A 22038-nucleotide genomic window follows, 5' to 3' on the forward strand; every position below is an offset into this window, starting at 1 on the left:
AGCCGATCGGAGGGGCCACCATGACCCTCGAGCTCCGCGTCCAGCACGACGTCGCCACCGACGCCTCCCCCGCTCCCGTCCGACCCGGTCTCCGCGGCCTGCTCGACCGTCTGTCGGACCGCCGCGCCGCCGCCCGCGCGCGACGGGTCGACGACCGGGTGCGCGAACTCGGCGAACTCGTCCACCTGCTCTCCGACGCCCGCGCGGTCGTCGAACGCGGGTGGGTCCAGCACGCCTGGTTCGCCTACCTCGACGAGCACGGCCGCGAGCGCAAGGCCTCCAGCGCCGCCGCGATGGACGTGCAGGGCCGGCCGCTCGTCGCTGCCTGCCTGGTCGGCGCGGTCGTGTCCGCCGCCGGCGGGCCGCACGCGGTCCACGCGCCCCGGGTGCAGCACGCGCTCGACGTCGTGTGGCACGCCCTCGCCCGCGACGAGGGCGAGCCCGTGCTGTGGTGCCCCGCGCCGGACATCCGCATGGGGCGGGTGCGTGACCTGACGAGCTGGAACGACGCCCCGGCACGCACCGGTGCCGAGGTCGCCGGGCTGCTGCTGACGGCCGAACGGGTCGCCGTGCAGGAGTCGACGCGCCTGGAGGAGCTCCGGGTGGCACGATCGGGGGCATGAGCGACGTCGAAGCGGTCCCCGAGGTGCACCCCGCGAGCACCAGCACCCTGGCGGCGAGCGGCAACGCCCTGCTGTCGGACGAAGGGGCAGGGCGGAACCCCGACGGTGCGGCGGCCGTGGACGGCGCGGGCGCGCACGCGGACGCAGCTGCCGCCGACGCCGCGGTGAAGCGGACGCTGCACCGGTACCTGCAGAAGCACCGTGCGGCCCTGCTGGCGAAGCTCGACGGGCTGGCCGAGCGGCAAGCCCGCTGGCCGGTGACGCCCACGGGCACGAACGTCCTCGGGTTGGTGAAGCACGTCGCCGGGGTGCAGGCCGGCTACTTCGGCGAGGTGTTCGGGCGGCCGCTGCCGGACCAGCCCGCCTGGCTCGAGTCGGAGGACGGCGAGGACATGTACGCCTCGCTCGACGAGACCATGGCCGACATCGTGGCCTTCCACCACCGGAGTGCCGCCCACGCCGACGCCACGATCGAGGCGCTCGACCTCACCGCCACCGGGACCGTGCCGTGGTGGCCGGAGGGGCACCGGGAGGTCACGCTGCACCGGATCCTGGTGCACATGGCGTACGAGACCGCTCGGCATGCGGGTCACGCCGACATCGTGCGCGAGATGCTCGACGGCCTGGCCGGCGACGGTGACGGCAACCTGGCCGACAAGTCCCCGGACGAATGGGTCCGGTGGCGCGAGCAGCTCGTCGACATCGCGGAGCGAGCGGGGTTGCGCGGCCTCGGCGCATAGCCGAGCAGGCAGACCGATCGTTACCGTTCTCCCAGGCTCGCCCTGGTAAACCCCTGCTGATCAGGGGTTGTCATCCTCGCAACTGCAAGGGAAACCGTCGTCTCGGTGGGGTTGCGTTGTACAACCGGTCCAGCTGCTGCGTAGCTTTGGCCGAGCTCGTGCCCCGATCTGTGGGCAGTTCAGCCGACCGGAAGGGGAGCGCCCACCCGTGTTCCAGTACGTCGTGGAGCGATGGAACCAGATCTGGTTCGCATCGTGGCAGCACTTCTCACTGGTCGTCCAGTGCGTCGTCCTCGCCACGGTCATCGCCGTGGTGCTCGCCACACTCGTCTACCGCAGCCCGCGCCTGACCGCGTTCGCGAACGGGGTGTCGGCCATCGGCCTCACCCTGCCGTCGTTCGCCGTCATCGGCCTGCTCATCGTCCCGCTCGGCTTCGGCGTCCTGCCGTCGGTCGTGACGGTCGTCTTCTTCGCCGCGCTGCCGATCCTGCGCAACGCGGTCGTCGGTCTCGCCGAGATCCCGCCTGCCGTCGTCGAGTCAGCTCGTGGCATCGGCATGAGCCGGTTCCGCACCCTGCTGCAGGTCGAGCTGCCGATGGCGTGGCCGATCATCCTGAGCGGTGTCCGCGTGGCCGCGCAGATGGTGATGGGCATCGCTGCCATCGCCGCGTACGCGCTCGGCCCCGGGCTCGGCGGCTTCATCTTCTCCGGGCTGTCCCGCCTCGGCGGCGCCAACGCCCTGTTCTCCGTCGTGGTCGGGGTGGTCGGCGTCGTCCTGCTCGCCCTGGTCCTCGACCTGCTCCTCATCGGCCTCGGCCGCCTGACCATCTCGAGAGGTATCCGTGTCCAGCACTGACTCCGCCACCACCACCGCGCCCGACGGGGACGTCACCGGGCGCAGCATCCTGCTCGACGAGGTCACCAAGCGGTACCCCGGGCAGTCGAAGCCCGCCGTCGACGGCATCACGCTCGAGATCCCGGCCGGCAAGATCGTCATGCTCGTCGGCCCGTCCGGCTGCGGCAAGACGACGACCCTCAAGATGATCAACCGTCTGATCGAGCCCACCCAGGGGCGGATCGTCGTCGGCGACGACGACGTCACGGGGATCGACGGCGACGAGCTCCGCCGCCGCATGGGTTACGTGATCCAGGCCGGCGGGCTCTTCCCGCACATGACGGTCGCGGCGAACATCGCGATCGTGCCGAAGATGCTCGGCTGGTCGAAGGAGAAGATCGCGGCGCGCGTCGACGAGCTGCTCGACCTGGTCTCGCTCGACCCCGACACCTACCGCGACCGGTTCCCCCGCGAACTCTCCGGTGGCCAGCAGCAGCGCGTCGGCGTGGCCCGTGCGCTCGCGGCGGATCCGCCCGTCCTGCTCATGGACGAGCCGTTCGGTGCGGTCGACCCGATCACCCGCCAGCGCCTGCAGGACGAGCTCTTGCGCATCCAGGAGGAACTGCACAAGACGATCGTCATCGTCACGCACGACTTCGACGAAGCCGTGAAGCTCGGCGACTGGATCGTCATCTTCACCGAGGGTGCGCACATCGTGCAGTACGACACCCCGGAACGGATCCTGGCCGAGCCGGCGAACGAGTTCGTCGAGAACTTCATCGGCTCCGGCGCGGGCCTGAAGCAGCTCACGCTGAACCGCGTGCGCGACGTCGAGGTCGAGTCGGCCGTGACCTGCTCGCCCGGCGAAGAGGTCAAGGCCGTGCTGCAGCGGATGAACGAGGCCGGCGGGCACCAGCACGCCGTCGTCGTCGACCACCGCCAGCGCCCGATCGGGTGGCCGTCGCGCCGCCAGCTCGAGCGCCTCGACCGCATCCCCGACGGCGTCGAGCCCGGCCTGCCCGTCGTGGGCGAGGCCGCGACCCTCAACGACGCGCTCGACACCATGCTCGTCTCGAGCGCCGGCGCCGCGCTCGTCACCGGTCGTCGTGACGCGTTCCGCGGGGTCATCACCGTCGAGACCGTGATGGAGGCGATCACCCGCTCCCGCGCGACCGCCGCCGGAGACCAGGCCTACACGCCGGTCGGAACGAACACGAACCCGATCGAGACCATGCCGTCGTCACCGGTGTCGGCCATGCCCACCGGAGAAGACCTGTGAGCGCAGTCGCCACTGCCGGCCCCGCCACCGGTGCGAGCACCTCGTGGAAGGGCCTGCTGTTCCAGCCGATCGCGATCCTGGTCGTCCTGGCCGGCTTCGCGGTGTGGCTCGCGACGGCGGACCTGACCCCGACGGAGCGCACGACGCTCAACCCGGCGGACATCCTGGCCCTGACCGGTCAGCACCTCGTGCTGACCCTGCAGTCGACGGTCCTGGTGCTCGTGATCGGCATCCCGCTGGGCGTCGTGCTCACCCGCGGGCCGCTGCGCCGGGCGAGCCCGTACGTGCTCGCCGTCGCGAACTTCGGGCAGGCGGCACCGGCCGTCGGCCTCATCGTGCTGCTCGCCGCCTGGCTCGGCCTGAACAGCTCGTCCGCCGTCATCGCGCTCGTGCTCTACGCGATCCTGCCGGTGCTCCGGAACACCATGATCGGCGTGCAGAGCGTCGACGACCGCCTGGTCGAGGCCGGTCGCGGCATGGGCATGAGCGCCTTCAGCGTGCTGATGCGCGTCGAACTGCCGCTCGCGGTGCCCGTGATGCTCTCGGGCATCCGCACCGCCCTCGTGCTGCTCGTCGGCACGGCGAGCCTGGCGACCTTCGTCGGTGCGGGCGGACTCGGTCTGCTCATCACCACGGGCGTGACCCTGTTCCTGCCGAAGGTGCTCGTCGCCGGGGCCCTGCTCGTCGCCCTGCTCGCCCTCTCCATCGACTGGCTCGGCCGCGTGGTCGAGACGGTCGCACGACCGAAGGGACTCCGATGACCCGCCGCACCCGCAGCACCCGCACCCGGGTCGGAGCCGCCGCGTTCGTCGCCGGTGCCACCGCCCTCGTCCTGACCGGGTGCGGCCTGCAGCCCGCCACGTCGTTCGTGCCCGAGGCCGGCGCCGGCTCCATCCAGCGCATCGACGACCTGCCGGCCGGCGCCCACATCACCGTGACGTCGAAGAACTTCACCGAGCAGCTCGTGCTCGGCAAGATCGCCGTGCTCGCCGCCAAGGCCGCGGGGTTCGACGTCACCGACGAGACGAACGTGCCCGGCAGCGTCGCGGTCCGTGAGCTGATGACCTCGCACGCCGCCGACTTCACGTACGAGTACACCGGTACCGCTTGGCTGACCTTCATGGGTCACACGAAGGGGATCCCGGACAAGACCGAGCAGTGGACGGCGGTCAAGAAGGAGGACGCCGGCAACGGACTGACCTGGCTCGAGCCGGCGCCGATGAACAACACGTATGCCTTCGCCGTCCGCAACGAGGCCGTCAAGGAGCTCGGAGACGTCAAGATGCTCTCCGACATCACGAAGCTGCCGGTCGACCAGCGCACGTTCTGCGTGGAGTCGGAGTTCAACTCGCGTGCCGACGGCTTCAAGCCGATGCTCAAGAAGTACGGCTTGGAGCTCGGTGGTTCGGGGTCGAACGGGGTGCCGAGCAGCAACGTCAGCATCCTCGACACCGGCACGGTCTACACGGCCACCGACCGCGGCAAGTGCAACTTCGGTGAGGTCTTCACCACCGACGGCCGTATCAAGTCGCTCGGGCTGACGGTGCTCGAGGACGACAAGGGGTTCTTCCCGGCGTACAACGTCGCGCCCGTCATCGACTCGAAGACACTCAAGGAGTACCCGCAGCTCGAGGGGATCTACGACCAGATCTCACCGAAGCTCACGGACGCCGTGCTGCAGGAGCTGAACCGCCAGGTCGACGTCGAAGGGCGTGAGCCTGCCGACGTCGCCTTCGACTGGATGGTGAAGGAGGGCTTCATCACGAAGCCCTGACCGTTCTCGACGTCCCCACGAACGGACGGGAGGCGTGGTGCCAGCTGGCACCGTGCCTCCCCTGCGTTCGTGGTCGCGTCTCAGGCCGCGGCGATGCGCGCAGCCGTGTCGCGGATCGACGCGACCACCGCAGCCCGCACCTGTTCCGGGTCGGAACCTTCGTGCCGAGCGGCACTGCGGAGCCCCGTCATGCACATGCCGAGCAGCATCTCGGCCGCCTGCGGGGTCGCCGCCTCCGGCCCCCAGGCCGGGTCGCGCTCGAGGATCGTGCGCACCGCGCCGGTCATCGCCTCGGCGACCGTGGTCATCCGCGTGACCTGCCGACGCATCAGCTGCGGGAACCGCACGATGACGGCCTTGCGCTCGAGCCGTTCGTGCTCGTCGCCGAACGACGACCCGAACACCAGGAACGCCAGGTCCACGACGGCCTGCGCCGCCGGCTCCCCTGCGACGGCGGCCAGGTGCGCCTCGAGGGTGGCGGGTTCGAGGTCGAGCTCGGTCTGCCCGAGGACCGCGTCCTCCTTGCTCTCGAAGTAGTTGAAGAACGTCCGCGGGGAGACGTCGGCTCGTGCAGCGATCTGCTCGATCGTGGTGCCGTCGACGCCCTGCTCGAGGGCCAGGGACCGGGCCGCCTCGGCGATGCGGTTGCGGGTCTCGATGCGCTTGCGGTCACGGAGACCGAGTTCTGACGGCGTCGCGGAGTCGGGCATGGCCCGACTGTAACCGGAACGTCACATGATCTACAGCAAACGCAAACTTGCAGTCGTGCATCGGACACTACGGTGAACCCATGACCACTCCCGTGCTCGAGGCCCGTGACCTCGCCAGGACCTACGGCCGCGGCGCGACGCGGTTCGACGCGCTCAAGGGGGTGTCGCTGGCGGTGCACCAGGGCGAGAGCCTGGCGATCGTCGGCAAGTCCGGCTCCGGCAAGTCGACGCTGATGCACCTGCTCGCACTGCTCGACAAGCCGTCGGCCGGACAGGTGCTGCTCGACGGCACCGACGCGGCGACGCTCGGTGCCCGCCAGGTCAACCGCACCCGGAACAGCACCTTCGGGTTCGTCTTCCAGCAGTTCTTCCTGACGCCGAAGACCTCGGTGCTCGACAACGTCGTGCTCCCGCTCAAGATCGCCGGTGTCTCCGGAGCCGAGCGGAAGCGACGGGGCATGGCGGCGCTCGACGCCCTCGGCCTGGCCGACAAGGCGAAGAACGACGCCAACGACCTGTCCGGCGGCCAGAAGCAGCGCGTGGTCATCGCCCGGGCGCTGGTCGGTGAGCCGAGCGTGATCTTCGCCGACGAGCCCACCGGCAACCTCGACACGAACACCGGACAGGTGGTCGAGGACATGCTGTTCGGGCTGCAGCGCGAGCGGGGGATCACGCTCGTCGTGGTCACGCACGACGAAGAGCTCGCCGCGCGCTGCGACCGCAGCGTCAACGTCCGCGACGGCCTGATCGTCGGCGGACCCGACGACGCGGTCGACGCGTCTGCCACGCACGGAAGGCACTCCGCATGAACTTCCTCGACCTCCTGCGCACCGCGGTCTCGAACACCTTCCGCTCGAAGCTGCGCACGACCCTGACCGTCATCGCGATCTTCATCGGCGCCTTCACGATCACGCTCACCTCGGCCATCGGCACGGGCGTCAGCAACTACATCGACAGCCAGGTCTCCTCGATCGGCGACACCGGTTCGTTGACCATCACGAAGGCGGTCGACAGCACCTCGACCGACAGCGGTCCGGCGAAGTACGACCCCGAGGCGTCCGGTCAGAGCGTCGACCGCGGCCCCGCGTCGTTCTCGTACCTGTCGCAGTCCGACGTCGACGCGATCGAGAAGACGGACGGCATCAAGAGCCTCCGCCCCGCGATCGCCCTCGCACCGAAGTACGCCGAGTACGACGACCAGGGCAAGTACGTCGTGTCGCTCACGGCCAACGCTGGCGAGCTCGACGCCGACCTGGCGAGCGGCAAGCAGCTCGACGACGAGACCGACGCCAACCAGGTGATGCTGCCGACCGACTACCTGAAGAACATGGGTCTCGGCAGTGCCTCGGCCGCCGTCGGCAAGGAGCTCACGATCGCCGTCGACGACTACCAGGGCAAGGAGCACACGCTCACCGCCACCGTCGTCGGGGTGCAGAACGAGTCGCTGTTCGGCAGCGGTGCCGGGGCGAACGCCGCACTGACCGACGCCATGCAGGCCGCGCAGGAGATCGGCAAGCCCGACTCGATCGCGACGTCCTACGCCAGCGCCACCGCGACGCTCGACGCCGACGCCTCCGTCACCACGGTCAAGAAGTCCCTGGCCGACGACGGGTTCCTCGGCCAGACCATCCAGGACCAGCTCGGCCAGTTCCAGACCGTCATCAGCGGCATCGTCGGGGTCCTGAACGCCTTCGCCGTGATCGCGCTCGTCGCCGCCGGCTTCGGCATCATCAACACCCTGCTCATGAGCGTGCAGGAGCGCACCCGCGAGATCGGCCTGATGAAGGCGATGGGCATGGGTGGCGGCAAGGTCTACACGCTGTTCTCGCTCGAGGCGGTGTTCATCGGGTTCCTCGGCAGCGCCATCGGCGCCGGGGTCGCGATCCTGCTCGGCACCGGGATCTCGAACGTCCTGGCCGGCACGCTCCTCAAGGACCTGCCGGGGCTGCAGATCATGCAGTTCGCGCCGGGGTCGGTCGCCACGATCATCCTCGTCGTGATGTTCATCGCGTTCCTGGCGGGCACCCTGCCGGCACGACGAGCCGCACGGCAGAACCCGATCGAGGCGCTCCGGTACGAGTGACAGGCAGGGCTGCCTAGTGTCGGAACGGTGACGACGTTCGGACGCGACCTCGGTGACGGCTACACGCTGACGCTGCGCGACCTGACGACCGTCGATCACGTGCTCGCACTCGTGCACGCCAACACCGATCGTCTGCGAGCCGCCGAGCCCTGGGCCTGGGACCCCCAGACCCGAGAGGCCATCGCCCTGCACACCGAGCGGCTGCTCGGCCAGTTCGCGATGGACCGCGCGCTGCCCTGCGTCATCCGCCAGGACGACCGGATCGTCGGGGTGGCCTCGCTGACGTTCGACCCGTACCTGGGCCAGGCATCGCTCGGCTACTGGGTGGACGCCGGACAGGAGGCCCGTGGTGTCGTCCGGCGGGCCGCCACCGTGCTGATCGGGGTCGCCCGGGCGCGCGGGTGCGCACGGATGGAGATCCGGACGGCGGTCGACAACACGCGGAGCAGGGGGCTCGCCGAGCGGCTCGGGTTCGTGCACGAGGGCACCCTGCGCGGGGCGCTGCCCCTCGGGCCCGAGCGTGTCGACGTCGCGGTGTACGGCCTGCTGCTCTGACGAACGACTCCCTCGTGCAGGCCGACCGACACCGGTCGCCGGTATCGTCGGAGCATGGCCTTGTTCGGACGACGCAACCACGACGTGCGCGATCGACCCATCAGCCAGGTCGAACTGAAGCGGGCGGTCGACGAGGGCTTCCTCATCGCGAAGGCCGCCGTCACCATCGCGGTGGCCAACCGCATCATCACGAACGCCCTGCGTGACCAGGGGTACTTCGACCACGCACTCATCGCCGAGGCCACGCGCGAGGAACTCCACCGCATGGCCGAGGAACAGCGGGGCGACGCCGCACGGATGCGGGAGATCCGCTCCACCTCGAGCAAGCAGAAGGGCCGTTCCCGCCACCAGCACGACTACCGGCGGGGCGACGACCTGAAGCTCCGGATGCGCGAGGCCACGTACGAGCAGCTCGCCACCATGCTCGACAAGCGGCGCGACGACCAGCACTTCGTCGACGGCATCGTGCTCGCCGCGCGGGCCCGCGCCTGGGACGACATCGGCACCACCGTGGTCGGACGCCTCGGGTGGGCACAGCGTCCGGCTGACGACTACGAGATCGGCCGTGACGACCGGCTGCAGCAGATGCTCGACGAGGACTTCGCCGAGTTGCTCGCCGAGCACCCGGTCGGATCGACCCCGGTCGACGCCGACGAACCCGACGACGCCGACGGTGACCAGGACGAGTCCGACCCGGCTGATCCCGACACCTCGCGCACGTGACCGACACCACACGCAGTCACGAGTCCCTAGGCTCGGTGCATGGTTGATGCGGTGGTCGTCGGAGCGGGACCGAACGGGCTCGCGGCAGCGGTGACGCTCGCACGCGCCGGACTGTCGGTCGAGGTCGTCGAACGGAACGACACGATCGGCGGCGGCGCCCGCACGGCCGAGCTCACCCTGCCCGGCTTCCTGCACGACGTCTGCTCCGCCGTGCACCCGATGGCCCTGCAGTCAGAGTTCTTCCGGCTCTTCCGCATGGAGGAACGCATCGAGCTCCGCCTGCCCGAGGTGCAGTACGGCCACCCGCTCGACGGCGGCCGCGCCGGCATCGCCTACCAGGACCTCGATCGCACCGCCGCCGAGCTCGGGGTGGACGGGCCGGCCTTCAAGCAGCTGATGGCCCCGCTGGCGGAGAACGCCGACCAGGTCGCCGACTTCGCGACCGACGCGCTGCTGCACGTGCCGCGGCACCCCCTGACCGTCCTGCGCTTCGGTCTGCGGGCGCTCGAGCAGGGCACCGCTGCGTGGAACCTGCGCTTCCGCGGCGAGGCCGCCCCGGCGATGGTGTCCGGCGTCGCCGCGCACTCGATCCAGCACCTGCCGTCCCTGTCCACCGCGGCGGCTGCCCTGTCGCTCGGCTCGTACGCGCACGCCCGCGGCTGGCCGGTGCCGATCGGTGGCAGCCAGGCGATCGTCGACGCGCTCGCCGCGGACCTCGTCGCGCACGGCGGCCGCATCGTCACCGGGCAGGAGGTCCGGTCGCTCGGTGACCTCACCCCGGCGAAGGCGGTGCTGTTCGACACGAGCGTGCCGGGCATGCTCCGGATCGCGGGCAAGCAGATCCCGACCCCGAAGCACGGTGCACTGCGGCGCTTCCGGTTCGGCAACGCGGCGGCGAAGGTCGACTTCGCGCTGTCCGACCCGGTGCCGTGGACCAACGAGTCGCTGCGGAAGGCCGGGACCGTGCACATCGGCGGGACCCGCCAGGAGATCGCGGAGGCCGAACGGGCGGTGGCGCACGGGCAGCACGCCGAGCGCCCGTACGTGCTCGGCGCGGAGCCGACCGTGGTGGACCCGACCCGCGCCCCGAAGGGCAAGCACGTCTTCTGGGCCTACGCGCACGTCCCCGCGGGGTCGGACGTCGACCCGACCGAGGCCGTCACCCGTCAGATCGAGCGGTTCGCGCCGGGGTTCCGGGACACGATCCTCTCGTCGAGCTCCCGCACCGCCGTGCAGATGGGCGAGTACAACCCGAACTACGTCGGTGGCGACATCGCCGCCGGTGCCGCGAGCTTCTGGCAGCTCGTCAAGCGCCCCGTCCTGTCCAGCGACCCGTGGCGGATGGGCGGCGGCATGTACCTGTGCTCCGAGTCCTCCGCGCCCGGCCCCGGCGTGCACGGCATGGCCGGCTGGCACGCGGCGAAAAGCGCACTCCGGCACACCTTCGGCCTGCCGGAGGACGTCGACCTCACCCCGGAAGGCTGATCACCATGGCGAAGAACGTCCGCATCCTGCACTGCCGTCCCGAAGCCGTCTTCGACGTGCTCGGCGACGGGTGGCTCTACACGACCTGGGTGGTCGGGGCCTCGCGCATGCGCCAGGAGGAGTCCGGTTGGCCGCAGGTCGGTACCCACCTGCACCACTCGTTCGGCGCGTGGCCGATCGTCATCAACGACGTCACGACGTCGCTGGTGTGGGAGCCGCCGCACCGCATGGTCATCCAGCCGAAGGGCTGGCCCATCGGCGAGGCCCGCGTCGAGCTGACGGTCGAACCGCACCGGCACGGCTGCAAGGTCACGATCACCGAGAACGCGGTGGCCGGGCCGGGTTCGTACGTGCCCGACTTCCTCATGCAGCCGCTCATCTGGATCCGCAACCGCGAGACGCTCCGCCGCCTCGAGTGGGTGGCCGTCGGGCGCGCGGCGAACGCCTGAGACGTCCCCACGAACGGACGGGAGGCGCGTGGCGGCGCCGCCCCGGGCCTCCCGTCCGCCCCGTGGGCGCGTCGACTACTCGGCGCGCGAGAACTCGCTGGCCCGCGCCACCTGGTCGTCGGTCAGGGCGACGCCCGTGTACCGCTCGAACTGACGGGCCGCCTGCAGGGCGATGACCTCGGCGCCGGTGATGACGTGCTTGCCGGCATCGCGTCCCGCACGGACGAGCGGGGTCTCCGACGGGAACGCGACCACGTCGAAGACGGTGTGCGCCGCCTCGATCCGTTCCGGCGCGAAGGCGAGTGCGTCCTGCTGGTCGCCGCGCATGCCGAGCGGGGTGACGTTGACGACCAGGTCGGTCTCCCCCGCCTCGTGCTCGTCGGCGACCCATTCGTAGCCGTACTGCGATGCGAGGGCCGAGCCGGTCTGCTCGTTGCGGGCGACGACCGTCAACCGGTCGAAGCCGGCGCCGCGGAACGCCGCCGTGACGGCCTTGGCCATGCCGCCCGAGCCGCGGAGCAGCACGCGCGAAGCCGGGTCGACCTGGTGCGACCCGAGCAGGGCGGCGATCGCCTCGTAGTCGGTGTTCGACGCCGTGAGCACGCCGTCGTCGTTCACGACCGTGTTGACCGACTGGATCGCGGCGGCGGAGTCCTCGATGTGGTCGACCAACGGGATGATCGCCTCCTTGAAGGGCATCGACACCGAGCAACCGCGGATGCCGAGCGCACGGATGCCGGCGACGGCGCCGGGCAGGTCGGTCGTGGTGAACGCCTTGTACAGGTAGTTGAGGCCGAGCTCGTCGTACAGGAAGTTGTGGAACCGGGTGCCGATGTTGCTCGGGCGCGCGGCCAGCGACATGCAGACCTGCATGTCCTTGTTCAGGATGGGCATGCCCCCAGTCTCGCACCCTCTCCCTTTCGCGTCCTCGTAGGGATGGAGCGGTCCACACAGACCGGGTGCCGCGCGCCGGGGTAGCGTCGGTGCGGATGACTGAGATCCCGGAGACCATGCGCGCTGTCCGCTTCGACGAGTGGGGTGACCGATCGGTCCTGCACGTCGCCGAGGTGCCCGTTCCCGAGGTGACGCCCGGGCGGGTGCTCGTCCGCGTCCGCGCCGCAGGCATCAACCCCGGTGAGTCGGCCATCCGCCAGGGTGCGTTCGGTGGCGACCTGCCGTCCGGGCAGGGCACCGACTTCGCCGGCATCGTGGTGGCCGTCGGGGCCGAGGTGGACGGCGTCGACGAGGGTGAAGAGGTCATCGGCTGGTCGTGGGACCGCGCCAGCCAGGCCGAGTACGTCTCCGTGCCGGCCGTCCAGGTCGTCCAGAAGCCACGCCTGCTCGACTGGACCGTGGCGGGTGGCCTCGACGTCATCGCGACCACCGCGGCCGCAGCCGTGCGTGCGGTCGACCCGCGTCCGGGCGAGACCGTCGTCGTGTCCGGCGCCGCCGGCGGGGTCGGCGGCTTCGTCACCCAGCTGCTCGCGAACGAGGGCATCGACGTCATCGCCGTCGCCTCCGAGGCGAACCACGAGTGGCTCCGTTCCAAGCGTGCACGGCCGGTCGCGTACGGCGACGGGCTGCAGGAGCGCATCACCGAACTCGCGACGAACGGCATCGACGCCGTCATCGACACCCACGGCGCCGAGTACGTCCGGCTCGGCATCGCCCTCGGGGTGCCGGTCGACCGCATCGAGACGATCATCGCGTTCGACGAGGCCGCCGAGGTCGGAGCGAAGGCCTCGGGCAGCGCGGACACCGCCGACCCGGAGATCCTCGGGGCGCTCGCACTGGAGGTCGCGAACGGCGCGATCGAGGTGCCGATCGCCGCGACCTACCCGCTCGACCGTGTGCAGGACGCCTTCGAGGAGCTCGAGCAGGGCCACACCCGCGGCAAGATCGTCCTCATCCCCTGATCCCGGGGCCGCTCAGGGCCGGTCCGGGGGTTTCCCCCACCACGCTCGGGGTGCGTCCCGGATGCGCTCGACCGGTGGCGTTGCGTAGCGTCGTCGGTATGAGCACACTCTCCCGTCCCCGCAACGGTCGTCTGCTGGCCGGCGTCTGCGCCGGTCTCGCCGACCGCTTCAACCTGTCCCGCACCCTGGTCCGGGTGGTCTGGGTCATCCTGAGCTTCTTCCCCGGGCCGCTGTGGATCGCGTACGTCGTGCTGTGGTTCGTGATGCCGCCCGAGGGTGGTCGGCGGCGCTGAGCACCGGTCCGTCCGGACGGGTTAGTGTGGCGGCGTGCCGGTCTCCGTCTTCGATCTGTTCAGCGTCGGTGTCGGCCCCTCGAGCTCGCACACCGTCGGCCCGATGCGGGCCGGTGCCGAGTTCGCCACGCTCGTCCGTGGCCTGCCCGTCGCGTCCGTGGTGGTCGACCTGTACGGGTCCCTCGCGTCGACCGGGCAGGGTCACGGCACCCTCGGTGCCGTCGTCGCCGGGCTCATGGGGTCACACCCGGAGACCGTCGACCCCGATGCCATGGTCGTCGCGCTCGACGCCCTGGAACGCGACGGTGTCCTGCGGCTCGACGGCGGTGCGAGCGTGTCGTTCCGCCTCGCCGACATCGTCCTGCACCCCCTGACGATGCTGCCCCGGCACCCGAACGCCATGCGGCTGCGTGCCCGTGACGCCGCCGGTGCCGACCTGGCCGACGAGACCTACTACTCGATCGGTGGTGGGTTCATCGCACGGGACGAGGCGGCGGAGCCCGCGGCCGACGCATCCGCTGCCGTCGCCGGTGCCGCGATCCCGGTCGACGACGCAGTGCCCTACCCGTTCTCGAGCGGCGCGGAGCTGCTCGCCGCGTGTGCCGGTTCCCGCCTGCCGATCAGCGGTATCGCCCTGGCGAACGAGACCGTCACCCGGACGGACGCCGAGATCCGGTCCGGACTGCTGGGCATCCACGGCGTGATGGAGTCGTGCGTCGACCGATCCGTCCGCCGGGGCGGGTGCCTGCCCGGGGGACTCGACGTCCGCCGCCGCGCCGCCACCTGGCACGAGCAGCTCACCCGCGAGGACCCCGACCACGACCCGCTGTTCGCGATGGAGTGGGTGAACCTCGTCGCCATGGCGGTCAACGAGGAGAACGCCACCGGAGGCCGCGTCGTCACCGCCCCGACGAACGGCGCAGCCGGCATCATCCCCGCGGTCCTGTACTACGCGCTCACCTACGTGCCCACGGTCGCCGACGCCCCCGCCGCCGAACGGGACGACGCCGTCGTGCGGTTCCTGCTCACCGCCGGGGCGATCGGGTCGATCTACAAGGAACGGGCGTCGATCTCCGGTGCCGAGGTCGGCTGCCAGGGCGAGGTCGGTTCGGCGGCGTCGATGGCGGCTGCAGGGCTCGCCGAGGTCCTCGGGGGCACGCCCGAGCAGGTCGAGAACGCCGCCGAGATCGCGATGGAGCACAACCTCGGGCTGACCTGCGACCCGATCGGTGGCCTGGTGCAGATCCCGTGCATCGAGCGGAACGCGATCGCGGCGAACAAGGCGATCAACGCCGCCCGGATGGCCCTGCGTGGCGACGGGGTGCACCACGTGTCGCTCGACCAGGTCGTCGAGACGATGCGGCAGACCGGGGCGGACATGTCGTCGAAGTACAAGGAGACCGCGATGGGCGGGCTGGCGGTGAACGTCCCGCTCTGCTGAACGCCAGCTCGCGCCCGTTTGCGCCCGCTCGCGCGTCAGGCGTGCAGGAGCGTCAGCAGCCGTGCCGTCTCGGTGGCGATGGCGTCCCGGCCTGCCGACACGTACTTTCGCGGGTCGACGACGTCCGGCCGCTCGTCGAGCACGGTGCGGAGCGCACGGGTGAACAGGCCGTTCAGGTGCGTCGAGATGTTGATCTTCGTCATCCCCGCGTGCACGGCGCCGCGGAGTTCACCGTCGGACAGGCCGGAGGACCCGTGCAGCACGAGCGGCACCGGAACCGCGGCACGGAGGCGCTCGACCAGGTCACGGTCCACCGACGCCTCGCGGGTCTGCATCGCGTGCGAGGTCCCCACCGCGACCGCCAGGGCATCGACCCCGGTGTCGGCCACGAACGCGGCGGCGTCGGTCGGATCGGTCCGGACGCCGGGCGCGTGCACGCCGTCCTTGCCGCCGACCTCGCCGAGCTCGGCCTCGATCGCGACGCCCGCGGCGTGACACCGAGCGGCGAGCTCGCGGGTCGCGGCCACGTTGGCGGCGAAGTCCAGGTGTGAACCGTCGTACATGACCGAGTCGACGCCCAGCTCGACGCCGGCCGCCACCAGCTCCGGGTCCTCGATGTGGTCGAGGTGCACGAGGACCTCGACGTCGGCGGCACGTGCGACCGCCTGGGTCGCGGTCGTGATCGGTGCGAGGCCGCCGTGGTACCGGACGCAGTTCTCGCTGATCTGCAGGATCACCGGCAGACCGGCCAGCTCGGCGCCGGAGACGATCGCCTCGGCGTGCTCGAGCAGCACCACGTTGAACGCACCGACCCCGCGGCGTGCCGTGCGGGCGGTGTCGAGCAGGCCGGTGAGGGCGAGGTCGGTGATCATGCGGGGGTCCTCGTTCGGTCGTGGGCGGGAGCGGGCGGGGTGGACAGGAAGCGGTCGACGTCTGCCGGGTCGGCCACGCCGGCCACCGGCTGGAGGACGGCCGCGGCACCGTGTGCGGCGGCGGACCGCAGGGCTCGGAGCAGGGTGGCGTCGTCGGGGGCCGGGACGCTGCCGTCAGGCCCGGGGAGACCAGCACCGACGAGGACATCGACGAGCACACTGACGAGCCCGGCGGTGGCGGCGTCCCCGGCGCCGGTCGGGTTGCCCGAGACCCCGGGGACGGCCGGCACCTCGAGCACGTGCTCGGCGGTGTGGGCGGCGATGCCGTCGGATCCGCGGGACACCACGACGACCGTCGCGCCGAGTCCGAGGAGCCGGAGTGCCCCCGAGCGCTCGTCGTCGGTGCCCGTGGCCTCGAGCAGTTCCTCGCGGTTGGGCTTACAGACCGTCACCCCGGCCGAGGCGGCAGCCAGCAGTGCCGTTCCCGAGCAGTCGACCACGGAGAGCACACCGCGGCGGCGGGCGGTGGTGACCCAGCGGGCGACGACCGTGGGGTCGGTGTCGCGGGGCAGTGAGCCCGACACGACCAGGGCCGCGGCGGCCGGGGCGCCGGCGGCACCGCGGGTGCCGCCGGGGTCGCCGTCGTCGCCGTCGTCGAGCAGTTGCTCGACCGCGCTGGTGACGGTGTCCCACTCGTCGGCGCTGAGCACGGGCCCGGGCTCGCCGAACATCGTCGGGTGCGCGAGGTCGTCCACCACCGTCACGGTCGTGCGGGTCTCGCCACGGACAGCGACGTCGGTGTGGGCGAGCCCGAGGTCGTCGAGGGCATGGGCGATCCAGTGCCCGCCGTCGCCGCCGAGGGGCAGCACGGCGTGGGTCGGGACACCGGTGGCGGCGAGGACCCGTCCGACGTTCAGGCCCTTGCCGCCGGGGCGCCGCTGGACCTCGAGCACGCGCTGGGTCTCGCCGATGCGCTGTTCGGCGACCCGGTAGGTCACATCGACGGCCGGGTTCGGGGTGACGACGAGGATCACGCGACCACCGCCGTCGGCAGGGTTCGGACGCTGCCGCGCTCCGGGTCGAGCACGACCAGGTCGGCGGGGGCGCCCACGCTGAGCGGTGCCGGGGCCCCGAGCAGGTGTGCCGCACGCCCCGCGGACGCCGCGACGATCTCGGGCAGGTCGGTCCCGGCGTCGAGCAGGCGGCGGACGGCGTCGGCGACCGTGATCGTGCTGCCCGCCAGCGACGAACCGTCGGCGAGCACGGCGAGCCCGTCGCGGACGGTCACCGCCGATCCGGCCACCGTGTACGCGCCGTCGGGGCAGCCAGTCGCCGCCATGGCGTCGGAGACCAGGACCATCCGGCCCGGAGCGCTGCGCTGCACGAGGGTGACGGTCACGGGGTCTAGGTGGTGGCCGTCGACGATGCACTCGAGCAGCACACGGTCGTCGGAGAGCGCAACCCCGACCGGCCCGGGCGCACGGTGGTGCAGCGGGGGCATCCCGTTGAACAGGTGGGTGACGAGCGAGGCCCCGGCGTCGACCGCGCGGCGGGTCTGCTCGGCGGTGGCGTCGGTGTGGCCGATGGCGACGACGACCCCGGCTTCGGCGAAGCGGGCGACGGCGTCGAGTGCACCCGGGAGCTCCGGCGCGAGCGTGACGATCCGCAGGGCGCCACCCGCGGCGTCGCAGTAGGCGTCGACCTCGGCGGGGTCCGGGGCGTGCAGCAGGTCGACGTGGTGCGCCCCGCGACGGGCGGGCGCGAGCCACGGCCCCTCCAGGTGCAGCCCGGCGAGCGTGCCGTCCGCGACGAGCGGCCGGAGCCGGGTGAGGGCCGCCACGGTGTCCGCGCGCTCGCCCGTGGCGATGGACCCGACCAGGGTGGTCGTGCCCCGTGACCGGTGGTGCCCGGCGGCGACACGGGCATCCTCGGCGGAGCACCCGGCGAAGTCGTGCCCGAGCGCCCCGTGGGCGTGCAGGTCGACGAACCCGGGCACGACCACACCGTCGACGGTGACGGCGGTGTCCGTGCGCATCGGGGACCCGGTACCGGTCGCCAGCACGGTGTCGTCGTCACCGATGACGAGCCAGCCGTCGTGCAGGTCTGCCTGGGCCGTGACGATGCGATGGGCCCGGACGAGGGTGGTCACAGCAGGACCCCGGTCTCGGCCTCGAGCAGCGTGCGTGCGAGGAGCCCCGCTCCGATGGCGCCGGCTGCGTCGCCGTGCCGCGCGGGCACGATGACGGGGACACGGACGCCCTGCAGACGCTCCGTGACGGCGTCGCGCAGCGGGTCGAGCAGCAGCGGCCCCGACTCGGCGAGTCCCCCGCCGATGATGATGGTGTGGACCCCGGCGACCGCGGTCGTCCAGGCGAGCGCGTCGGCCAGGACCGCGACGCAGTCGTCCCAGACCGCACGGGCTGCGGGGTCGCCCTGGCGGACCAGGAGCATGGCGGCGTGCGCGGAGGGTGCCCCGGAACGACGTGCGACTCCCCCGGCGGACGCGATCTCCTCGACGCGGTGGCCCGCGTGCGGACCGGTCTGGATGCGGACCTGCCCGATCTCCCCCGCCCAGCCACCGCCGGACACGACGACGCCGTCGACCACCAGGGCGCTCGCGAGCCCGGTGCCGACCGGCACGAACGAGACCGACCCCCGCGCGAGCGCCGGGTCGCCGGCCCGGACCTCGGCCAGGGCGCCGGCTCGGACGTCGTGGCCGAAGGCGAGCGGCACGTCGATCCCCTGCCGCAGGAGCTCGGCACGGACGAGGTCACGCACCGGGACGTCGCGCCACCCGAGGTTGACGGACAGGTCCACGGTGCCGCGGGTGTCGTCGACGACGCCCGGGGTCACCACCCCGATGGCTCCGAGCTGCGCCCGTCGGGTGGCGTGTGCGGCCAGTTCGGCGACGACGGCGGCGAGGCGCTCGGCGCCCGGGTCGTCGCGCGGCGTCGGTACCCGGGTCTCGTCGAGGACGAGTCCGTCGGCCGTCGTCAGCCGGGTCTTGATGCCCGTGCCGCCGACGTCGACCCCGAGCACCGCGCCTGCGCCACCCATCAGGTGAGGATGACCGACCGCGTGAGCGACCGGGGGTTGTCCGGGTCGAGCCCGCGTCCCTCGGCCAGGGCGACGGCGAACCGGTGCACCACGACGAGTCCGGCGATCGGGTCGAGGTCGTGCTGGACGAAGCGGGCGCCGGTGGCGGCGACCTCGTCGACCAGGCCCTCGGGTGCGGTGCCGAGCGACCAGACGAGCCGTCCGGGCTGGGCGATCGCGATGGGGCCGTGCCGGTAGTCCATCGCCGGGTAGGACTCGGCCCAGAACTGCGCGGCCTCACGCGTCTTGAGCGCGGCTTCGAACGTCAGGCCGACGGCGGCCCCACGACCGACGAACGAGACCTGCTCGGCGTCGAGCAGGTCGTCGATCGGCACCGTCAGCGCGGTCTCGGCCTGGGCGGCGAGGGCGTCGACGTCGTCACCGATGGACGCCCGCAGCAGTGCGAGCGTCGTGGTGGCGAAGCGGGTCTGGACGACCGAACGCTCGTCGGCGAAGGGCAGGGCGACCACCTGGTCGGCGACGGCCGCGGCAGGGCTGTCGGCGACGGCCGTGATCAGGACGGTCCGCTGGGACGGCAGGGCCTGCAGCAGGTCGACGATCTCGGTCGTGGTGCCCGAGCGGCTGATCATGAGCACGCGGTCGTACTCGCGGGACGCGGGGTACTCGGATCCGGCGAAGGCATCGGTCACGCCGAGACCCGCCTGCTCACGGGCGACGGCGTAGCTCATGGCGATGAACCAGCTCGTGCCGCAGCCGATCACGGCCACGCGTTCGCCCGGCTGGGGGAGTGCGTCGGCGAAGGTCGGCAGGAGCGCGGCGGCTGCACGCCAGGTCTCCGGCTGCGAGGCCAGTTCAGCGCTCACGAAGGTGTCGGTCATGGGAGCCTTCCGGGTCCGGATCGATCCGGGTGATCGATGATCAGGAAGCGTAGCGAGCGATCGTGCGCAAGGGAAGGGGAAAACGTCATTTTCGATCACCGGGGGACGGTGGTGACGCCGTAGGATGACCGTCATGACCCCCCAACAGCGGCTGAACGCCCTGCTCGAACTGGTGAGCGAACGCGGCAACGTGTCGATCGCCGAGATCGGGGAGCTGCTCGGGATCTCCGCCGCGACGGCTCGCCGTGACCTCGCGACCCTCGCCGACCAGCGGCTCGTCACGCGCACGCACGGGGGCGCGGCAGCACTCGGGGCCGGGTACGAGCTCCCGCTGCAGTACAAGATCGCCCGGCAGGCCGAGGCCAAGACGGCGATCGCCCGCGCGGCCGCCCGACTGGTGCAGCCGGGGGAGACCGTCGGCCTCAACGGCGGGACGACCACGACCGAGGTCGCGCGTGAACTCGGCAAGAGCGAGCGGTTCATCCGCGCCGACGGCGAGTTCGGCATCACGATCGTGACGAACGCGCTGAACGTCGGGTACGAGCTGTCCGTCCGCGCCAACGTGAAGATCGTGGTCACCGGTGGAGTGGCGCGGCGGCAGTCCTACGAGCTCGTCGGGCCGCTCGTCCGGGACACCCTCGACGAGTTCGCCCTCGACCTCGTGGTGCTCGGCGTCGACGGTCTCACCGGCCAGTACGGCGCGACCACCATGCACGAGGGCGAGGCCGAGGTCAGCCGCCACTTCGCCTCGGTCGGACGACGCGTCGTCGTGGTCGCCGACTCGACCAAGATCGAACGGTCGACCTTCGCCCGGATCTGCCCGCTCGACCGCATCGACGTCCTGGTCACCGACCAGCCGGTGCCTGCCTCGTTCGCTGCTGACCTGGCCAGCGCCGGCGTGGAGCTCGTCGTCGCCGACTGAGCGCCCCCTGCGGCCACCCCGGAACGGTCCGGACGTTTCGATCGTGTAAAACCCTCCCCGGCACGGATGCGTGAGCGATCCGTGAGCGCCTATTGTGCATTCATGATCGATTCGGCATCATGGGCGTCACATTCACGCAAGGGAGCGATGAGCATGGGCGCTGACAACGCAGGACTCCGCGTCGCGGTGATCGGGATGGGCCAGCGGTCCGCCATCGCCCGCCACGTGGCCGAGGCAACCGCGGACGACCCGTCGCTGCAGGCCCGGGTCGTGGCCGTCGCCGACGTCACCGCGGCCGGCCGGGACCGCGGGCACGACGAGTACCCGGACGCCCTGGTGGTCGAACACCACCGTGACCTCACCGGTCACGTCGACGCGGCCATCGTCACCACGCCGGACTGGACCCACGCCGAGATCGCGATCGACCTGCTCCGCGCGGGCATCGCCGTCTACCTCGAGAAGCCGCTGGCCATCACGGTCGAGGACGCCGACGCCGTCCTGAACACCGCGGCGGAGACCGGGACGCCGCTGTACGTCGGGCACAACTTCCGGCACGCCGCCGTCGTCCGCCTGATGCGCGAGATCGTCGACCGCGGCGAGATCGGCCAGGTCAAGGCCGTTTGGTGCCGGCACTTCGTCGGCAACGGCGGTGACTACTACTTCAAGGACTGGCACGCCGACCGCAGCAAGGTGAACTCCCTGCTCCTGCAGAAGGCGAGCCACGACCTCGACGTCATCCACGCGCTCGGTGGGGGTGACACCGCCCGGGTCGTCGGGATGGGCTCGCTGTCGGTCTACGGCGACGTCACCGACCGGCGCGACCGCAGCGGCGAGCTCATGGGGGACTGGTTCTCCCACGACAACTGGCCGCCGCTCGCCCAGACCGGGCTGAACCCCGTCGTCGACGTCGAGGACGTCTCGATGGTGATGATGACGCTCGACAACGGGGTGCAGGCCAGCTACGAGCAGTGCCACTTCACCCCGGACTACTGGCGGAACTACACCGTCATCGGCACCGAGGGGCGCCTCGAGAACATCGGCGACACCGGTGGGGGCGTCGTGAAGGTCTGGACGCACCGCCGCGGCTGGGACACCACGGGGGACCGCGAGTACCCGATCGACGGCGTCGAGGACGGGCATGCCGATGCCGACCTGCTCACCATGACCGAGTTCCTGCGGTCCGTCGCGTTCGGCGAACCGTCGGAGCTTTCCCCGATCGCGGCCCGTGCCGCGGTCGCCGCCGGCGCGCTGGCCACGCGCTCGCTCCGCAACGGGTCCGTCCCCATCGACGTCCCGTCCCTGCCGGCCGAGACCATCGCGCACTTCACGTCGAACGCCCCGCACTCCACCCCCTCCACCCCGCATCCCGCCCAGACCGTCGGCTCCTGACGGCCGTGCGAAAG

24 protein-coding genes are annotated in these 22038 nt (G+C 71.6%); 17 read left to right on the forward strand and 7 right to left on the reverse strand.

Translation table 11 applies throughout. From position 1 onward, the window contains the following. Nucleotides 1-20 precede the first annotated feature (20 nt). From DEJ09_RS03585 to DEJ09_RS03610, 6 genes are all read left to right on the forward strand, one after another. Nucleotides 21-623 (forward strand): hypothetical protein, encoded by a 603-nt coding sequence (locus DEJ09_RS03585; RefSeq protein WP_111087676.1) that lies wholly within the window; start codon nucleotides 21-23, stop codon nucleotides 621-623. Beyond that, nucleotides 620-1363 carry a DinB family protein gene (locus tag DEJ09_RS03590; protein ID WP_111087677.1) on the forward strand — a complete coding sequence of 248 codons (744 nt, stop codon included), beginning with the start codon at nucleotides 620-622 and terminating at the stop codon, nucleotides 1361-1363. Before DEJ09_RS03585 ends, DEJ09_RS03590 begins: the two co-directional genes overlap by 4 nt. 208 nt (nucleotides 1364-1571) lie before the next feature. Continuing rightward, the gene (locus tag DEJ09_RS03595; RefSeq protein ID WP_071245638.1) at nucleotides 1572-2219 is read left to right on the forward strand and encodes an ABC transporter permease; all 648 of its coding nucleotides are present in this window, start codon (nucleotides 1572-1574) and stop codon (nucleotides 2217-2219) included. Next, nucleotides 2206-3477, forward strand: coding sequence for an ABC transporter ATP-binding protein (locus DEJ09_RS03600; RefSeq protein ID WP_017887899.1), 1272 nt, complete (start codon nucleotides 2206-2208; stop codon nucleotides 3475-3477). The genes DEJ09_RS03595 and DEJ09_RS03600 overlap by 14 nt, the downstream gene beginning before the upstream one ends. Beyond that, complete coding sequence (locus DEJ09_RS03605) at nucleotides 3474-4238, forward strand: ABC transporter permease (RefSeq protein ID WP_110865308.1); 765 nt, start codon at nucleotides 3474-3476, stop codon at nucleotides 4236-4238. The genes DEJ09_RS03600 and DEJ09_RS03605 overlap by 4 nt, the downstream gene beginning before the upstream one ends. Then, nucleotides 4235-5251 (forward strand): glycine betaine ABC transporter substrate-binding protein, encoded by a 1017-nt coding sequence (locus DEJ09_RS03610; RefSeq protein WP_111087678.1) that lies wholly within the window; start codon nucleotides 4235-4237, stop codon nucleotides 5249-5251. The genes DEJ09_RS03605 and DEJ09_RS03610 overlap by 4 nt, the downstream gene beginning before the upstream one ends. Before the next feature lie 80 nt (nucleotides 5252-5331). Here DEJ09_RS03610 and DEJ09_RS03615 read toward each other — a convergent pair whose 3' ends face one another. Beyond that, nucleotides 5332-5961 (reverse strand): TetR/AcrR family transcriptional regulator, encoded by a 630-nt coding sequence (locus DEJ09_RS03615; RefSeq protein ID WP_111087679.1) that lies wholly within the window; start codon nucleotides 5959-5961, stop codon nucleotides 5332-5334. 80 nt (nucleotides 5962-6041) lie between these two features. Between DEJ09_RS03615 and DEJ09_RS03620 the strand changes: the two genes are divergently transcribed. The 6 genes from DEJ09_RS03620 to DEJ09_RS03645 are packed head-to-tail and all read left to right on the forward strand — an operon-like array spanning nucleotide 6042 to nucleotide 11256. Beyond that, complete coding sequence (locus tag DEJ09_RS03620) at nucleotides 6042-6770, forward strand: ABC transporter ATP-binding protein (protein WP_031260145.1); 729 nt, start codon at nucleotides 6042-6044, stop codon at nucleotides 6768-6770. After that, on the forward strand, nucleotides 6767-8044 hold the full coding sequence (locus DEJ09_RS03625) for an ABC transporter permease (RefSeq protein WP_111053667.1): 1278 nt from the start codon (nucleotides 6767-6769) through the stop codon (nucleotides 8042-8044). The genes DEJ09_RS03620 and DEJ09_RS03625 overlap by 4 nt, the downstream gene beginning before the upstream one ends. 27 nt (nucleotides 8045-8071) lie before the next feature. Continuing rightward, on the forward strand, nucleotides 8072-8599 hold the full coding sequence (locus DEJ09_RS03630; RefSeq protein ID WP_181433257.1) for a GNAT family N-acetyltransferase: 528 nt from the start codon (nucleotides 8072-8074) through the stop codon (nucleotides 8597-8599). 54 nt (nucleotides 8600-8653) lie between these two features. Beyond that, nucleotides 8654-9322, forward strand: coding sequence for a hypothetical protein (locus DEJ09_RS03635; RefSeq protein WP_111028900.1), 669 nt, complete (start codon nucleotides 8654-8656; stop codon nucleotides 9320-9322). A gap of 39 nt (nucleotides 9323-9361) precedes the next feature. After that, nucleotides 9362-10807 (forward strand): NAD(P)/FAD-dependent oxidoreductase, encoded by a 1446-nt coding sequence (locus DEJ09_RS03640; RefSeq protein ID WP_111038416.1) that lies wholly within the window; start codon nucleotides 9362-9364, stop codon nucleotides 10805-10807. Between the two features lie 5 nt (nucleotides 10808-10812). Further along, complete coding sequence (locus tag DEJ09_RS03645; protein WP_111045811.1) at nucleotides 10813-11256, forward strand: SRPBCC family protein; 444 nt, start codon at nucleotides 10813-10815, stop codon at nucleotides 11254-11256. Between the two features lie 75 nt (nucleotides 11257-11331). Here DEJ09_RS03645 and DEJ09_RS03650 read toward each other — a convergent pair whose 3' ends face one another. Further along, complete coding sequence (locus tag DEJ09_RS03650) at nucleotides 11332-12150, reverse strand: shikimate 5-dehydrogenase (protein ID WP_111087681.1); 819 nt, start codon at nucleotides 12148-12150, stop codon at nucleotides 11332-11334. Between the two features lie 95 nt (nucleotides 12151-12245). Here DEJ09_RS03650 and DEJ09_RS03655 point away from each other — a divergent pair, with 95 nt between their 5' ends. The 3 genes from DEJ09_RS03655 to DEJ09_RS03665 all read left to right on the forward strand — a co-directional run bounded on the left by DEJ09_RS03655 (nucleotide 12246) and on the right by DEJ09_RS03665 (nucleotide 14906). Continuing rightward, entirely contained in the window at nucleotides 12246-13172 is a 927-nt protein-coding gene (locus DEJ09_RS03655; RefSeq protein WP_071406237.1) for an NADP-dependent oxidoreductase, read from the forward strand. A 98-nt stretch (nucleotides 13173-13270) separates the two neighbouring features. Continuing rightward, nucleotides 13271-13465 carry a PspC domain-containing protein gene (locus DEJ09_RS03660; RefSeq protein ID WP_027466823.1) on the forward strand — a complete coding sequence of 65 codons (195 nt, stop codon included), beginning with the start codon at nucleotides 13271-13273 and terminating at the stop codon, nucleotides 13463-13465. 34 nt (nucleotides 13466-13499) lie between these two features. After that, complete coding sequence (locus DEJ09_RS03665; RefSeq protein ID WP_111087682.1) at nucleotides 13500-14906, forward strand: L-serine ammonia-lyase; 1407 nt, start codon at nucleotides 13500-13502, stop codon at nucleotides 14904-14906. A 35-nt stretch (nucleotides 14907-14941) separates the two neighbouring features. Here the strand turns inward: DEJ09_RS03665 and DEJ09_RS03670 are convergent, their stop codons facing one another. From DEJ09_RS03670 to DEJ09_RS03690, 5 genes are read right to left on the reverse strand one after another with little or no spacing between them, the layout of a single operon-like run. Beyond that, the gene (locus DEJ09_RS03670; RefSeq protein WP_111087683.1) at nucleotides 14942-15778 is read right to left on the reverse strand and encodes a class II fructose-bisphosphate aldolase; all 837 of its coding nucleotides are present in this window, start codon (nucleotides 15776-15778) and stop codon (nucleotides 14942-14944) included. Further along, the gene (locus tag DEJ09_RS03675; protein ID WP_111087684.1) at nucleotides 15775-16812 is read right to left on the reverse strand and encodes a 1-phosphofructokinase family hexose kinase; all 1038 of its coding nucleotides are present in this window, start codon (nucleotides 16810-16812) and stop codon (nucleotides 15775-15777) included. The genes DEJ09_RS03670 and DEJ09_RS03675 overlap by 4 nt, the downstream gene beginning before the upstream one ends. Next, a complete protein-coding gene (gene nagA, locus DEJ09_RS03680; protein ID WP_111087685.1) occupies nucleotides 16809-17927 on the reverse strand; it encodes an N-acetylglucosamine-6-phosphate deacetylase in 1119 nt (372 codons plus the stop codon). Before nagA ends, DEJ09_RS03675 begins: the two co-directional genes overlap by 4 nt. Next, complete coding sequence (locus DEJ09_RS03685) at nucleotides 17924-18835, reverse strand: ROK family protein (RefSeq protein WP_111087686.1); 912 nt, start codon at nucleotides 18833-18835, stop codon at nucleotides 17924-17926. Before DEJ09_RS03685 ends, nagA begins: the two co-directional genes overlap by 4 nt. Then, complete coding sequence (locus tag DEJ09_RS03690; protein WP_111087687.1) at nucleotides 18835-19713, reverse strand: SIS domain-containing protein; 879 nt, start codon at nucleotides 19711-19713, stop codon at nucleotides 18835-18837. The genes DEJ09_RS03685 and DEJ09_RS03690 overlap by 1 nt, the downstream gene beginning before the upstream one ends. 133 nt (nucleotides 19714-19846) lie before the next feature. Between DEJ09_RS03690 and DEJ09_RS03695 the strand changes: the two genes are divergently transcribed. Continuing rightward, a complete protein-coding gene (locus DEJ09_RS03695; protein ID WP_027466817.1) occupies nucleotides 19847-20635 on the forward strand; it encodes a DeoR/GlpR family DNA-binding transcription regulator in 789 nt (262 codons plus the stop codon). A 147-nt stretch (nucleotides 20636-20782) separates the two neighbouring features. After that, the gene (locus DEJ09_RS03700) at nucleotides 20783-22024 is read left to right on the forward strand and encodes a Gfo/Idh/MocA family protein (protein ID WP_111087688.1); all 1242 of its coding nucleotides are present in this window, start codon (nucleotides 20783-20785) and stop codon (nucleotides 22022-22024) included. The last annotated feature ends 14 nt before the right edge of the window (nucleotides 22025-22038 follow it).

The organism is Curtobacterium sp. MCLR17_055 (assembly GCF_003234305.1).
GTDB lineage: Bacteria > Actinomycetota > Actinomycetes > Actinomycetales > Microbacteriaceae > Curtobacterium > Curtobacterium flaccumfaciens.

Coding starts and splice junctions, on each gene's coding strand:
- DEJ09_RS03585 (WP_111087676.1), top strand. CDS start 21: ATGACCCTCGAGCTCCGCGTCCAGCACGACGTCGCCACCGACGCCTCC.
- DEJ09_RS03590 (WP_111087677.1), top strand. CDS start 620: ATGAGCGACGTCGAAGCGGTCCCCGAGGTGCACCCCGCGAGCACCAGC.
- DEJ09_RS03610 (WP_111087678.1), top strand. CDS start 4,235: ATGACCCGCCGCACCCGCAGCACCCGCACCCGGGTCGGAGCCGCCGCG.
- DEJ09_RS03615 (WP_111087679.1), bottom strand. CDS start 5,961: ATGCCCGACTCCGCGACGCCGTCAGAACTCGGTCTCCGTGACCGCAAG.
- DEJ09_RS03620 (WP_031260145.1), top strand. CDS start 6,042: ATGACCACTCCCGTGCTCGAGGCCCGTGACCTCGCCAGGACCTACGGC.
- DEJ09_RS03625 (WP_111053667.1), top strand. CDS start 6,767: ATGAACTTCCTCGACCTCCTGCGCACCGCGGTCTCGAACACCTTCCGC.
- DEJ09_RS03635 (WP_111028900.1), top strand. CDS start 8,654: ATGGCCTTGTTCGGACGACGCAACCACGACGTGCGCGATCGACCCATC.
- DEJ09_RS03640 (WP_111038416.1), top strand. CDS start 9,362: ATGGTTGATGCGGTGGTCGTCGGAGCGGGACCGAACGGGCTCGCGGCA.
- DEJ09_RS03645 (WP_111045811.1), top strand. CDS start 10,813: ATGGCGAAGAACGTCCGCATCCTGCACTGCCGTCCCGAAGCCGTCTTC.
- DEJ09_RS03650 (WP_111087681.1), bottom strand. CDS start 12,150: ATGCCCATCCTGAACAAGGACATGCAGGTCTGCATGTCGCTGGCCGCG.
- DEJ09_RS03655 (WP_071406237.1), top strand. CDS start 12,246: ATGACTGAGATCCCGGAGACCATGCGCGCTGTCCGCTTCGACGAGTGG.
- DEJ09_RS03660 (WP_027466823.1), top strand. CDS start 13,271: ATGAGCACACTCTCCCGTCCCCGCAACGGTCGTCTGCTGGCCGGCGTC.
- DEJ09_RS03670 (WP_111087683.1), bottom strand. CDS start 15,778: ATGATCACCGACCTCGCCCTCACCGGCCTGCTCGACACCGCCCGCACG.
- DEJ09_RS03685 (WP_111087686.1), bottom strand. CDS start 18,835: ATGGGTGGCGCAGGCGCGGTGCTCGGGGTCGACGTCGGCGGCACGGGC.
- DEJ09_RS03690 (WP_111087687.1), bottom strand. CDS start 19,713: ATGACCGACACCTTCGTGAGCGCTGAACTGGCCTCGCAGCCGGAGACC.
- DEJ09_RS03695 (WP_027466817.1), top strand. CDS start 19,847: ATGACCCCCCAACAGCGGCTGAACGCCCTGCTCGAACTGGTGAGCGAA.
- DEJ09_RS03700 (WP_111087688.1), top strand. CDS start 20,783: ATGAGCATGGGCGCTGACAACGCAGGACTCCGCGTCGCGGTGATCGGG.